The 11337-nt window shown below is 51.7% G+C and carries 18 protein-coding genes; 5 read left to right on the plus strand and 13 right to left on the minus strand.

What is annotated here, in order from left to right; translation table 11 throughout:
- Positions 1 to 404: 404 nt before the first annotated feature.
- The 3 genes from AC5JMP_RS05480 to AC5JMP_RS05490 all read right to left on the minus strand — a co-directional run bounded on the left by AC5JMP_RS05480 (position 405) and on the right by AC5JMP_RS05490 (position 1564).
- Positions 405 to 776 carry a response regulator gene (locus AC5JMP_RS05480; RefSeq protein ID WP_495850433.1) on the minus strand — a complete coding sequence of 124 codons (372 nt, stop codon included), beginning with the start codon at positions 774 to 776 and terminating at the stop codon, positions 405 to 407.
- A 115-nt stretch (positions 777 to 891) separates the two neighbouring features.
- Positions 892 to 1275 (minus strand): response regulator transcription factor, encoded by a 384-nt coding sequence (locus AC5JMP_RS05485; protein WP_495850434.1) that lies wholly within the window; start codon positions 1273 to 1275, stop codon positions 892 to 894.
- 121 nt (positions 1276 to 1396) lie between these two features.
- The gene (locus AC5JMP_RS05490; protein WP_495850435.1) at positions 1397 to 1564 is read right to left on the minus strand and encodes a hypothetical protein; all 168 of its coding nucleotides are present in this window, start codon (positions 1562 to 1564) and stop codon (positions 1397 to 1399) included.
- Between the two features lie 279 nt (positions 1565 to 1843).
- Between AC5JMP_RS05490 and AC5JMP_RS05495 the strand changes: the two genes are divergently transcribed.
- On the plus strand, positions 1844 to 2017 hold the full coding sequence (locus AC5JMP_RS05495; protein ID WP_495850436.1) for a hypothetical protein: 174 nt from the start codon (positions 1844 to 1846) through the stop codon (positions 2015 to 2017).
- Here the strand turns inward: AC5JMP_RS05495 and AC5JMP_RS05500 are convergent, their stop codons facing one another.
- The 10 genes from AC5JMP_RS05500 to AC5JMP_RS05545 form a co-directional block, all read right to left on the minus strand.
- A complete protein-coding gene (locus AC5JMP_RS05500; RefSeq protein ID WP_495850437.1) occupies positions 2018 to 2467 on the minus strand; it encodes a hypothetical protein in 450 nt (149 codons plus the stop codon).
- Positions 2467 to 3372, minus strand: a complete 906-nt coding sequence (locus AC5JMP_RS05505; RefSeq protein ID WP_495850438.1) for a hypothetical protein — start codon at positions 3370 to 3372, stop codon at positions 2467 to 2469. Before AC5JMP_RS05505 ends, AC5JMP_RS05500 begins: the two co-directional genes overlap by 1 nt.
- The gene (locus AC5JMP_RS05510) at positions 3372 to 3893 is read right to left on the minus strand and encodes a hypothetical protein (protein WP_495850439.1); all 522 of its coding nucleotides are present in this window, start codon (positions 3891 to 3893) and stop codon (positions 3372 to 3374) included. Before AC5JMP_RS05510 ends, AC5JMP_RS05505 begins: the two co-directional genes overlap by 1 nt.
- Positions 3890 to 4438, minus strand: a complete 549-nt coding sequence (locus tag AC5JMP_RS05515) for a hypothetical protein (protein WP_495850440.1) — start codon at positions 4436 to 4438, stop codon at positions 3890 to 3892. The genes AC5JMP_RS05510 and AC5JMP_RS05515 overlap by 4 nt, the downstream gene beginning before the upstream one ends.
- Positions 4435 to 4773: a hypothetical protein gene (locus AC5JMP_RS05520; protein ID WP_495850441.1), complete on the minus strand. Its 339-nt coding sequence runs from the start codon at positions 4771 to 4773 to the stop codon at positions 4435 to 4437. Before AC5JMP_RS05520 ends, AC5JMP_RS05515 begins: the two co-directional genes overlap by 4 nt.
- On the minus strand, positions 4770 to 5135 hold the full coding sequence (locus AC5JMP_RS05525) for a hypothetical protein (RefSeq protein ID WP_495850442.1): 366 nt from the start codon (positions 5133 to 5135) through the stop codon (positions 4770 to 4772). Before AC5JMP_RS05525 ends, AC5JMP_RS05520 begins: the two co-directional genes overlap by 4 nt.
- A gap of 4 nt (positions 5136 to 5139) precedes the next feature.
- Positions 5140 to 5874 carry a lysozyme gene (locus AC5JMP_RS05530; protein ID WP_495850443.1) on the minus strand — a complete coding sequence of 245 codons (735 nt, stop codon included), beginning with the start codon at positions 5872 to 5874 and terminating at the stop codon, positions 5140 to 5142.
- The gene (locus tag AC5JMP_RS05535; protein WP_495850444.1) at positions 5871 to 6251 is read right to left on the minus strand and encodes a ComEA family DNA-binding protein; all 381 of its coding nucleotides are present in this window, start codon (positions 6249 to 6251) and stop codon (positions 5871 to 5873) included. The genes AC5JMP_RS05530 and AC5JMP_RS05535 overlap by 4 nt, the downstream gene beginning before the upstream one ends.
- Before the next feature lie 4 nt (positions 6252 to 6255).
- Positions 6256 to 7593, minus strand: a complete 1338-nt coding sequence (locus AC5JMP_RS05540; RefSeq protein WP_495850445.1) for a hypothetical protein — start codon at positions 7591 to 7593, stop codon at positions 6256 to 6258.
- Positions 7594 to 7688: 95 nt separating this feature from the next.
- Positions 7689 to 8504, minus strand: coding sequence for a hypothetical protein (locus tag AC5JMP_RS05545; protein ID WP_495850446.1), 816 nt, complete (start codon positions 8502 to 8504; stop codon positions 7689 to 7691).
- Between the two features lie 129 nt (positions 8505 to 8633).
- Here AC5JMP_RS05545 and AC5JMP_RS05550 point away from each other — a divergent pair, with 129 nt between their 5' ends.
- The 4 genes from AC5JMP_RS05550 to AC5JMP_RS05565 are packed head-to-tail and all read left to right on the plus strand — an operon-like array spanning position 8634 to position 11166.
- Positions 8634 to 9146, plus strand: a complete 513-nt coding sequence (locus AC5JMP_RS05550; RefSeq protein WP_495850447.1) for a hypothetical protein — start codon at positions 8634 to 8636, stop codon at positions 9144 to 9146.
- Positions 9146 to 9370: a hypothetical protein gene (locus AC5JMP_RS05555; protein ID WP_495850448.1), complete on the plus strand. Its 225-nt coding sequence runs from the start codon at positions 9146 to 9148 to the stop codon at positions 9368 to 9370. Before AC5JMP_RS05550 ends, AC5JMP_RS05555 begins: the two co-directional genes overlap by 1 nt.
- A 2-nt stretch (positions 9371 to 9372) precedes the next feature.
- Entirely contained in the window at positions 9373 to 10932 is a 1560-nt protein-coding gene (locus tag AC5JMP_RS05560) for a hypothetical protein (RefSeq protein WP_495850449.1), read from the plus strand.
- A gap of 33 nt (positions 10933 to 10965) precedes the next feature.
- Positions 10966 to 11166: a hypothetical protein gene (locus AC5JMP_RS05565; RefSeq protein ID WP_495850450.1), complete on the plus strand. Its 201-nt coding sequence runs from the start codon at positions 10966 to 10968 to the stop codon at positions 11164 to 11166.
- Positions 11167 to 11337: the final 171 nt, after the last annotated feature.

Raw genomic sequence — 11337 nt, forward strand, 5'->3', positions numbered from 1 at the left:
AAATCAAGCGTCGCTGTCAACTGCAAACTGTCACAGTGCAAGGCGTACTACATCACTGGACTAGGATTGGACTGTAGTATGCTCACTACAAAACCTGAAACACTACATCTCTCGTTAGCCAACTGGCACACACCCCAACCGAAAATATAGGGTTCAGGCTTGAGTAGTTGCCTTTTAAAGCAACTACTCAAGATATTAACTACTAGGGAAGTTGACGGCTAGAATGCAAGCATAGTGAGCATTTTCAAGATCCGTGGCACTATTTTAAACGTATCTCAGCTCGACCCCATGACAGTCTGAGCACAACACACTAAACCCCTTAGAACATCAAGTTCTAAGGGGTTTCTCTTAGGAGAGGGGCGATCGCACTCTGACCTGTAGTAATACTTGAGGAGAAGTCTTGCCTAACAAAACGCTTCAACCTTCTTTAGTAGCTCATCAAAATCAACAGGTTTACGGATAAAGCCATTGGCTCCAATCTCCAACCCTTGTTCCTCTTCTACAATCCGATCAGCCGTAACTATCAAGATTGGAACAGAGGAGAACTGGTCATTTTGCCGAAGCCGCCGAGTTACTTCAAAGCCGTCTATGTCTGGCATCATCAGGTCAAGCAAAATTAGATCTGGGGGCGAAGCTTCAATTTTTGCCAGAGCCAGAGCGCCACTATCTGCAACATCTACTCTGTGCCCTTCTGCCTCTAGAAGAGTTTTTATCAATACCAAATTGTCTGCTAAATCATCTACAACCAAGATGTAGCAAGGATGTGAATTTTCCATAGCAAAAGACCTACTGATGGCTTATGGGTAATTATTCACATACTATGACTTTGAGGTATCTTCTCACGTCATCACATTGGTGCAGGCTGCAGAGCTAGAGTGAAGAGATTTTTCCCTATGTCTCTACCCCCTTAGCCTTTTGGTTACACAGCTTTTTGATGATCGCTAAGAGCTGGTCTGAGTCAAATGGTTTCCGCAAAAAAGCATCAGCGCCCGATGCCATTGCCTCGGACTTATCTAGAACAGATGAGGCAGTTGCTAGCACGACACGGGTTTCAGACAGCTCCGGATTTTGGCGAATGCGTTCAACGACGGTATAGCCAATCATGTCGGACAGAAAAATGTCTAATAGGGCAACATCAGGACGTAACTCCTCAAGTAGGTCGAGCGCTGCAAAACCGCTAGTGGCAATATCTACGGTATATTCTTCGCTTTCTAAAAGTGCTTTTACAAATAAGAGGCTATCTAAAAAATCATCAACAATCAGAATTCTAGACATATGAACCTCCAGAAACAAAGCTTCAATTAGGAAATCTCTGTACGACGTGCAGCCGGGAAGGCTCTCTATTTAGCCAAGAAGCCTTGAAGGATGGGGGCGAGCGGCTCTATCCTTTTTTTGATCATCCTGTATGTCTCATCCTTAATTTATCACTTCCTCTATGGCTAGGTAAAGGGACAGGAGCAGCACCTATAAACACAAACATCCCCGCCGCTGCCCGTTGCCTCTGTGTGAGCTGAGCCGTGCTGCCAATGCCGATCGCTTCAAATGTGTTTTGCGGTGCATCCATAAAAATTCAGGAAAGGCGATCAAGTTTTCAGGGTACATTAACTCCGATGACAAATACGATCGCCGTCCTCTGAAAATGCCCAAAAGCTTGGACTAACTCACTAGACTAAGCGAACTGGTACAGTGACGAAATATCAGGAGTTTCAGCCGTTTTTAGTTTGAGTAGTTGCAGTCTGAAGCAACTGATCGGAGCTTTTCACGCTGAACTAGATCAAGGCAAATCAACGATCGCCGGATCGAATCCAGTCCCGACTAGAGCGGCTTTGAGATAGTCCAATTCTTGAGCCATAAAGTCGCTCAGCGTGTTCCATGTCAGGCGATCGCCAGTCCTCGTAATCAGCAGCGGATCGAGACGGTTGAGCGGCAGATCAAAGAAAATCGCCCCTATACAGAAACGTTGAATCTATTGCGGTGCCTGGGCGTGAGCATGGGTAAATCGAAAGATCACAAGTAGCTAGGCTAACTCCAACACAAACTCATTTTTTCCCGATAATCGAAACGGCATGAGACATTGAGCGAGTCCATTGTTAATGGTTATTCGTTCTGCCTCAGTCAAGGGTTCAATCTCCATGATGAAATGCCACTGTGTTCCAATTTCGGTCAGCACTCCCGGATTATTCCCTACCTGCCAGAGTAAAGCGGTGATCTGATTGAAGTGATACATGGTGAGGCTGTTCGTGGTGACAACCCGCTTCACGCCCGGATCAAGAGCGAGCGTTTGTCGAAACAAGTCCCATTTAGGCTGAGGCGGTTCGGGCGCTCTATAATTCAGCGCTTCCTCAACTCTAGGATCAGTTTCGGCTACCTCCATCCAGTTAGCTTCATAAGATCCATCAAGCTCTGATGGTGGGTAGTTTCTAGCAAAACCGATCGATACGTTATCAACAATTTGTACCCAGACCATTAGACTTGCCCCCTTGGATGAACAAAGCCGATTGTCGCAATTCTCGGAAAATGAATATAGGAACCGAAGGATGCCCTGGCTCTAATGCTTTGTCCAGATGTGAGAATTCTTTCCACTACTGAAGCCTCAAACTCAACCCCACCCGCCACGTAAGCAGACTCCACCGATGCAGCTCCACCACCCAATCTGGTTGGAGCTACATCGGTCATGGAATAAGAAGATAAGAGAATTGCATTAGTATTTGGCGAAGTGGGCAAACCAGAGGCAAGTCTAACGATCGCCTCTAGAGCCATGCCACTAGGAACGGTTAGGGTAATCGCCGTCGCGGTTGTTCCGAGGGAGGCACGATAATCCTGAACTTCGTCTTTCCAGTAGACCGTATCCCAAACCTGAGTGAAAGCGCGGATCGCCGCCGATCCATCTGTCATGATTGAGCCAATAATCCGCGCATTCCAGCCGCTCGGTACGTTAGCGCCAGTCAACGAAGAATCAAAGCCAAAGTCGATCGCCTTGGTTGTCTGATTGCGAATAATGAAGCAGTGCCATGTCTGGTTTGCAGCAACGGCTGTCGCCACAAACCTACCACCATTGTTGCTTCCTGCACTCCAAGTTGCAGCCAGATTTTTGTAAAAGATGCCAGATGATCTTGCCAAGTATCGGGTTGTGCCCGACAAAACAGTAGCGACACCTGCCCCAAACTTGAGATAGGTCGGATTGCCGCTATCATCCATCCTCAGATCTAATCCCTCAATCAAGCTGAGAGGATAAATGGGCAACAGGGTTTCATCTAGAATCCCGCTGGAATTAGTCTTGATCAGCTTGTCAGCATCGGCTACACCCAACGAAGCGGCGATCGCTTTTCGCCACCGTGTCAATCCATTAACTAGCGTCGGGTAGTAGGTCATCAGGCATCAAGATAATCAGGCTGATCGAATTCAAACAAAATTGAAGTTGTAGAGTCGGCATAGCCTAGCACTTGCAAGATCTGAGCCGTTGGGTAAGCAGAAGGTGAAGCCGTTGAGGTTCCTGCTGTTACAGCGCTCAGAAAGTAAGGTGTTCCAAGCGTTCGACCGCTCAGCCCCGAATTCTTGCCCGTTTTATAGACCGTGGCAGGTTGCCCTGAGCTGACCGCTGCCAGCACGTAACCGTGTGCCATGCGGCTATTAGAAGCGTCGGCTTTACGACAGGTTCTTGTTCCCGCTGCATCGTAGATGTTTATGAAATCCCCAGCAGCAAGGGCTTCAGAGGTGTTGATCGTCTCGACTTGGATATCAACCCCAGGCGGCAAAAACGAGACATCCAAAACGCCAGCGGAATTAGTTGAGATGATTTTTGAGGCATCTGTAGCGCCTGTACTGGCAGCGATCGCAGCAACAAGCCGTTTTGCTTTGCTGACAAAATCGAAGGTGTAAAATTTGTTAGTCATAGCAGCGTTGCGTCTTGGATTTCAAAGGTGATTTTTTGAGCGGTGATCGTTGTGGCGAGTTGGATCAGAAAGCCGCTCTGTGGAGGGGTTTCAGTTAGGAACCCGTTTAGCCCTAAATACAGCGGTCGTTTGGGTGTCCAACTCCAGCTTGAATCGCTGAAGATTCCCCGTTGATCAACCGTTGCCAGCACTCCAGAGCCAACGGCGATCGATAAAAAACCAGCGATATTAAAGGCTTCTGTCGGATCGTCACAACTGGCGTATTCCAGTTGCTCTAGCTCGTTTAGCCTCAGCACTCGTAGAGCGCTTAGCGCTGTTGCTGTGGAGTAAATAATCGGTGTGGCTGTACTATCAGAACCGTTACGCCCTGCCTGTCCCTGAATCCCTGCCTGTACGGTCTGGGTTTCAACAATAGGTTTCAAAACAGTCGTCTGATCGATCGCCGCAATCGTTTGGGTTTCTACAATCGGCGATTTTACAATCGCTGAATTGGAGCTAACTTGAACGATCGTAGTTTGTGGACGAACGACGATCGGGGATGTCATGGCTGGACAACCTCAACAGTTCCCTGACACTTCAACTGGGTCACCCCAGCCGCATCGGTAATGAATAGCGCCCATGAATAGCTCGCAGGTTTAAGCGTGTCGATCACTGCCTGGTCAAGAGATAAAACAACTTTCCCAGTTGTAGGTTGGGCGATCGTCACTCCAAACACCGCGACATCTTGAATAAAATGCCGCCGCAGTTTGGCGCTGACCATTGACCCGGTGAAGTCAATGGGTGCCCCGCTGTCTTGCTGAAAGTCTAGTGGCAGCACAAAATCAGCCCCACGATAAACCGTGAAGTTGATTACTGCGACCTGGCTTTCAATAGTGGTCATCCTAAAGGCATCCGATTTGAAAAGGAACCTGCGACCCGAATCCCGGTGTAGGCATAGAGGCGATCTTTGAGATTGGAAATACTGCGCCCGAAGCGAAACGAGTAGCCCTCACGCTCGATCGTGGAGGGGTCAAGGCTAATGCCCTCATACTCTGCCAAAATTTCACCCACCCGTTCGGTTTTGAACGGATCGATGTTGATTTCTAGAATCGCCTCTTGCAGCCGATCTTTTGCGGATTGGTGCAGCTCGGTCAATGGAGGCATTGAAGCCAAGCCGTTAGATCCCAGGCTGATCGTTTTTGAGCTGTAAGGAATGCCGTACAGCTCAAACAACAGGTGTTCTTGACGATCGCTTAAGGGCATGACGCTACAGATATTGGGTATAGTTTTGGCTGAGGAAAAGCGATCGCTCTGCTTTCCGGCGACGAACCAACCCCGCGAGCTGCTCTCCTCCAGCGTTCGCCCAGCGGGGAAACTGATCCGCAGCGCCTGCATAGTCGCCCTGATTTAGCCGCCACAGCAGGGTTGAACCCTGTAGAGCGCCTTCGCCCAAATTAAAAGCAAATGAGATCAAGCTGTCTCTCTGATTGCCGTTAATTGGCGCTGTTACCATCCAGCCGATCGCCGCTTCAAAGCGCTCTAAGTCCTTCTTAAGCAACGCCTCTGCCTGCTCCTGAGTAATGGATTGCCCCGGATAGACATGCGCTCCGGTGCTGCCATAGCCGATCGTCCAAACCCCTACCACGTCTTGATAAGCGTCCAGAACACAGCCTTCAAAGCTTTTTATTAGCTCCAGACCCGCCGCGCCGATCGCACCTGAGCGAGGCACATCAGCCGCCGAGAAAGGCTTGCCATCTTTGAGCATTTGAACGTGAGGGCTGTAAGCGTACCAGGTGTTTTTACTTTGCAGCGCTATTTGCTTGCCCTGGTCATTCTTGCCCAGAGAAAACTTGACGTGTTGAGACTGAGAAGGGGCAAAGCTGGAGATTGGGAAAATCTGTCCAGCGTCCACTAGAACCTTCTGTGCGATCGACAAGACAACGGACTGCTCGGTATCCTGCTTGAACCAGGTGGGATTAAGGATTTTAAGTGAATAGCTCATAGATTTGCCTCAAAAGAAATCAGGTGTTCTAGAGCAACCCAGCTTTGCCCTGCCGGAAGTGCCACCCGCCCAATCAGGTCTTCAATGGATTGATAGGGGCGGTTTTTAATCACTTCCTTAGCGATCGCCGTGCCCACGAGCGGCAACTTAATCAACTTGGCGAGGGAATCGCGGTTGATCTGGACGATCGCGGTTGGCAAGGACACTTTAGGAACCGAAGGCAGCTCGAACGAAAGGGTTTCGCTGCTTTGCTCATTAGGCGGCTGCACAGGTTGCACTTCGGGGCGACGGTAGCCCAGAGCCAGGAACCGCCCTACTTCAGAGAGCGGCACCTGCCAGGGTTGCCCGTCAGACGTGTGAAGAATGACAAAGGACATAGGGTTAGAGAGAGAGGATCAAAACAGCCTTGCGGTAATCAGTGATCTTGGAACCCATCAGCACCGTGGCAACCAGCGACTCACGGAAGCGGGTCACGTCGAAGCTGCCGCGCCAAACTTGCAGGGCCAGATTAGCTTGCTGATCAACTTGGGTCACACAAATTGCGCCAGAACCTTCTGAAGGAGGGCGCATTAGGCGGGTGGCGTAGACCAACGCCTCTTTGTGCAGTGAGATTGAGATCGAAGGAATCTCAGGAACGCTGAACAGGTCGGTGCTGGTGTTGATTTGAGGAGCTGTGAGCTGCAAGCCCTTAACTGAGAAAGGTACAAGCCAGACCTTCTTGTTAGCCACGTCAACCCGCAGGATCACGCCGTAGGCTTTAGCCGTGGCATTTGCCGCGCCAATCCGAGCGATTTGACCCACTGCGACATTTTGCAAAGCGCCCGTGGTGGTCAAGGTGAGGACGATCGTGCCCAATGGGGTAGCAGTCGCGTAGTCAGATTTGACAAAGAACGGATTGCCGCCGTTTGCCGTATCAACCACCGAAGCGGAGATTGCCACAGATGCTGAGCTGCCAGCGTTTGCATCTAAGTCGTCTACGGCAGTTTGAGAGCCGATGACGTTGCCCGATCCCACCATGAAGCCGTGCCGCATTGTGAACTGACCAACAGGCATTCCGTTGGTCAGCATTCCAGCGCCACCCGCTAAAGCCTCGACATAGCCAGCTTCAACCGGAATGGATTCACCGATGTAGGCACCTTTAGCAGTCGAGGACAGCAGTGCATAGCGCTCGGTAGGAGGTGTGTTCTCTCGGTCGAGGACCGTGCCAGCATTGACCAAAACCTGACGGTTGAAGTCGGTGAGCTGACCGCTGCTGCTTTCTGCTGCAACACAGGCGATCGGGGGGTTCGCCGCATAGCCCACTTCACCCGTAGAGGCATGAATGGGAGTGCGGAATTTGTTGTAGAGATTGGTGTCGAACTTCACGCCGATCGACAGCGACATCTGATTAGAGAAATCTTGGATGTACTGATCAACTCGATAGTCAGAGCTGTAGACGGGAAAACCGTTAGCAAGCAGGCTCTCTAGTGCCAGCTCTCCAGTGATATAGCCCGGTTGGGTCAGGGTTAAGCCTGATCCAGTGCGAGGATCGTACTCAACGGCTTCAGAAATGCGAGGGCGACGGAACTTAACGGTGTTGCCCACTTCCCAAGTGCCTTGGGGTTCAAAGTCGCCCATGCCAGCAGTGGTAAAAACGCTCAGGCGGTTGAGCTGGGTGAGAGTGCGACGGGCAACAAGCTTCTCGGTGATCAGCGCATCAGGCGCAAAATTAATAGTCATAGGGATGTCCTTTAAAGTGGTGTGCTTTCCGGTTTGGACATCCCTACTAAGGCAAGGGCAAGCCGTGATGCTTCTATCGTTCCCTCAGTCGATCGTCAACTTGCAGAGGCAAGCTCTTTGATCAACTCATCCAGTTTGCCGCTAGATGCTGCCTCTTCTAAAGTGGCATCGTCTAGGGTCAAACCATTGCCCTGATTGCGGAAGTGCTTGAGCTGAGTTGATCCGCCGCCCGACTGACCCGCCGATGGAGCCGCGCCCGTACCCGTACCAGGGCGAGAATCCTGATAGTGCGCCCAGCGCTGAGTCACAATATTGCCGATCGCTTCCACGGCAGGTTTCCGGGTGGGAAGTCCAAACTCATCGGGTAGCTCTACCTCAAACCGATTGGCTTCTTTGTTCTCCACCAGCAGTCCGGCGCTCTTGATTAAGGTCAACAGTTCCCGCTCGGTTCCGGGCTTTACCTTGCCGCGTAGGGAGTCGAGAACGGTGTCATCTAGACCTTGCAACCGCGCCTCTTCAGACAGCTTTTCGCGGGTCTTGCGCTCGGTTTCGGCAATCTTGCGGGTGGAGTCGAGCATTTTGCCCATATCGTCAAGCTGCTTCTGTAGGGCAGCGATCGCCCCACTCTCTTGGTTAGCAACAGGCGCGATCGGGCTGTCCTCTCCCTGCTTCGCTAATTCCTCTAACAGCGCGTCAAATTGAGCCTTGACCACGCCGCCTAATTCGTCTTTGCTCAGTCCTTTGAGCTGATCTGAGATGGGGCTGAGCTGGGCGTTAATGGCTTTGGGAATCTCATCCACCGTTAGCCGCTTCGCTAATCCTGAAAGGGCATTGTTGAACTGATCCGCCACTAGCTTGCTGTTTTCGGCTAGCAGGTTGTTTAAAAACTTCTCTTGCTCTGGAGTAAACATCGATCGCCTTCCTGCAAGCGCAGGCTTGAAATAGGATTTCCAGGCTTACTGTGCCCAAGGGCTGCTAGTCGTTTGCAAACCACCGATCGCCGTTGGGCACTTTGGGGGTACTGCACCCGCGCCACTCCTATGTCAAAACTTCAGGCTCTTAAAAACGCTGCCGCTCAACATTCAGGCGGCAATCCAAACCAGCCTAGAGACGGGGATGGGCGCTTTGCCGCTATGGGCAATCAGGCTAAGGCGCTAGCTCAAACCGTTGCCGAAAAAGGGGCGATCGCGGGTGCTGGAGCATTAGGACATCACATCGGTGGGGAAGCTGGGGCAATGGCGGCAATGCTGGGAGCCAGGACGGCGATCGAAGTGGGCAAGAAATTAATTGAAGGGCATCATGCCAAGTTTGAACAGGCGGTCGATGATTCGGCTGATGCGGTTGAAGCTAAAGGCATGGGCGATATTTTTGGGCATCTTATAGCTGGAGCGGTAAAGCATAGCGTAGGAGCTGCCGCCGATGCAGTGCTTCCCCACGGAGGACAGGCGATCGGCATGGCGGCTTCGGCTGCGCTGACACCACATCTCGTGAAAGCCGCAAAATCCCTCAAGGGTAAAATCCAGCAACCATCACTACAGCCGAGGACAGCTTGATGCCTACACCCGACGAATTGAAGCAAAAGCTTGAAGACAGCCTGAAGACTCTGATTGAATCCGTCTATGAAGAAGAGGGTATCCAGGTCGCTGAGTTTGTCTACGATCCGCTCTGGCAGAAAGAAGGCAAGACGATCGGCGGACGCTTTAAAGGCACGGACGGCAATATTTACACCTTTATCAAATCTGAGGGCGAACTTCAGCTCTTCCAAGCTCAGGACTAACCATGAATCTCCTTGAAAGCCTCAGACATCGCCATCCTGAACATCGCGCCCAGTGTGATCGCTGGGCGCTGCTTGAGGCAATGGTAGCCGGGGGCGCGGCGATGACTGACGCGATGAAGCGGAAGATTCTGCCCAACCCGGACGGTAGACCCGATGCGGTAGTACAGGAGCGAATCAAGCTTGCCACCTATACCAATAAGATCAGCCCCATCCTTACCCGCTTCAATTCTCAGCTTTTCTCAGAGCCTGCCAGCTTTAGCGGCTCGAAAGCTCCCTTTTGGGACGATCGCTTTCTCCCTTATGGAGCGCTACTCGACGGTGACGATGATGCTAGAGCCAGCTTCAGCACCTTCTTAAGGGAGTCCATGTTCAAGTGCCTGGTGACGGGTAAAGCGATCGCTCAGATAGACACCCGCATTGCCAGTGGGGAAGCTTTATCCCTGGTAGATCAGGACAGTACGGGCGAGCTACAGCCCTATGTGTTGCTGCACCCGCGATCGTCGCTCTGGGATTGGGAGTCGGACGCAAAGGGCTTCTGCTTTGCCAAGCTGCATCGTTGGGTGGTGAAGCGCGATCGGTGGGATATGCCGCCCGTTGGAGAGCATGACTTTACGATCTACCAGCGCACCGAAGAAGGGGCGATCGTCGCCAGCCGCTATTCGATTCGCAGGCGACCGAAGGAAAACGAGAAGCCGCCTGTGGAGCCATTCGATCTCGACCAGCTGCAAGAGAAGGATGTAGATATCATCCCTATGCAGATGCCGAACGGGCAGCCGCTGGAGAATGTGCCGATTTTCAACTATCGGGGCGTGTTTGAGTTCCCGATCGTCACGCTGACGGTTTCGCCTGGATTGCACATTGCCGATCAGCTTTTTGAGCCCCAGAAGTCCTTTTTTGCTCAGACGGCGGCGCTGGAATATGCCCTCTACACCAATAACTTCAGTATCCCGGTAGTCAGCGGCGTGGAAGATGCCGACGATGACCCGCTAAAAACCCAGAAAATCGGCGAGGGCTATTACCTGACTTTGAAGCCGGGGCAAACCATTAGCGCCTTCGAGCGACCGGGCAGAACTATCACGACAGCTATTACCTATCGGGGCGAAATCAAGCGCGATATCTATGACCAGCTCCAGCAAATTGCCCTGAGTGCAGCGGACGGCACGGCAATCATGGCACGAAGCGGAGCAAGTAAGCGCGAAGATAGGCGACCAGAGCAAATCTTGCTGGAAACCTATGGGCAGCTCATTCGAGAATATGCCGTACAGATTTTGAGGGTAGCCTCGATCGCCCATGCTGAGGACGTGCGCTGGACGGTAGATGGCTTCGACGACTTCCTTGGGGAGGGGGTTCTAGAAGAGGTCACAGACATGCAGCAACTCCAGACAGTGACCATCCCCTCTCCAACCTTTAAGCGTGAGACAACAAAATTCTTGGTGCGGCGGGTAGGCAAGTCCTATGGGCTGGATGCTAAGGCGATGACCAAGGCGATCGAGGAAATTGACCAGGCGGATGCCGCAGCGTTTGAGCCGCCACAGCCAGAGCCGAGACAGCCACCCGAATAGCCGAATCCTCGCTAGGCTGGGCGAAAGGTTTTGATGGAAAAGCTTGGCGCGTGGAAGGTGGGCGATCGGCTTGTAAACAAGGCAACGGGCAGAACAGGCACGGTTTATCAGGTAGAGGTCAGCGTCTTGATCCAGATTGCGGCGGGTAATATTGTCGTCGGCAAACAGTCAGTTCTAGAAAGCTTGGGCTGGGTTTTAGAGAGTAAAGCACAACCACAAGGCGGCATAAAATAGCCCTTCAAATTCAGGTGCGGGTTTTTCAGTCCTACAAAGCTCCCAAGATGCCGCAGGATTCCCGCCGCCTGGACTCAAGATTTAGGCATAAAGTTAGTCACAGCTTTACTAAGCTAATCTTAAAGGCCTTGATTTACAGGGTTTTTTCTATTAGATGAATGGCTTGTTGGG

The sequence above is a fragment of the Drouetiella sp. genome (genome assembly GCF_059504425.1).

Excerpts from the sequence above, each read along its gene's own strand:
- AC5JMP_RS05480 (WP_495850433.1), bottom strand. The coding sequence starts at position 776 with ATGGAAAATTCACATCCTTGCTACATCTTGGTTGTAGATGATTTAGCA.
- AC5JMP_RS05485 (WP_495850434.1), bottom strand. The coding sequence starts at position 1,275 with ATGTCTAGAATTCTGATTGTTGATGATTTTTTAGATAGCCTCTTATTT.
- AC5JMP_RS05490 (WP_495850435.1), bottom strand. The coding sequence starts at position 1,564 with ATGGATGCACCGCAAAACACATTTGAAGCGATCGGCATTGGCAGCACG.
- AC5JMP_RS05500 (WP_495850437.1), bottom strand. The coding sequence starts at position 2,467 with ATGGTCTGGGTACAAATTGTTGATAACGTATCGATCGGTTTTGCTAGA.
- AC5JMP_RS05505 (WP_495850438.1), bottom strand. The coding sequence starts at position 3,372 with ATGACCTACTACCCGACGCTAGTTAATGGATTGACACGGTGGCGAAAA.
- AC5JMP_RS05510 (WP_495850439.1), bottom strand. The coding sequence starts at position 3,893 with ATGACTAACAAATTTTACACCTTCGATTTTGTCAGCAAAGCAAAACGG.
- AC5JMP_RS05515 (WP_495850440.1), bottom strand. The coding sequence starts at position 4,438 with ATGACATCCCCGATCGTCGTTCGTCCACAAACTACGATCGTTCAAGTT.
- AC5JMP_RS05520 (WP_495850441.1), bottom strand. The coding sequence starts at position 4,773 with ATGACCACTATTGAAAGCCAGGTCGCAGTAATCAACTTCACGGTTTAT.
- AC5JMP_RS05525 (WP_495850442.1), bottom strand. The coding sequence starts at position 5,135 with ATGCCCTTAAGCGATCGTCAAGAACACCTGTTGTTTGAGCTGTACGGC.
- AC5JMP_RS05530 (WP_495850443.1), bottom strand. The coding sequence starts at position 5,874 with ATGAGCTATTCACTTAAAATCCTTAATCCCACCTGGTTCAAGCAGGAT.
- AC5JMP_RS05535 (WP_495850444.1), bottom strand. The coding sequence starts at position 6,251 with ATGTCCTTTGTCATTCTTCACACGTCTGACGGGCAACCCTGGCAGGTG.
- AC5JMP_RS05540 (WP_495850445.1), bottom strand. The coding sequence starts at position 7,593 with ATGACTATTAATTTTGCGCCTGATGCGCTGATCACCGAGAAGCTTGTT.
- AC5JMP_RS05545 (WP_495850446.1), bottom strand. The coding sequence starts at position 8,504 with ATGTTTACTCCAGAGCAAGAGAAGTTTTTAAACAACCTGCTAGCCGAA.
- AC5JMP_RS05550 (WP_495850447.1), top strand. The coding sequence starts at position 8,634 with ATGTCAAAACTTCAGGCTCTTAAAAACGCTGCCGCTCAACATTCAGGC.
- AC5JMP_RS05555 (WP_495850448.1), top strand. The coding sequence starts at position 9,146 with ATGCCTACACCCGACGAATTGAAGCAAAAGCTTGAAGACAGCCTGAAG.
- AC5JMP_RS05560 (WP_495850449.1), top strand. The coding sequence starts at position 9,373 with ATGAATCTCCTTGAAAGCCTCAGACATCGCCATCCTGAACATCGCGCC.
- AC5JMP_RS05565 (WP_495850450.1), top strand. The coding sequence starts at position 10,966 with ATGGAAAAGCTTGGCGCGTGGAAGGTGGGCGATCGGCTTGTAAACAAG.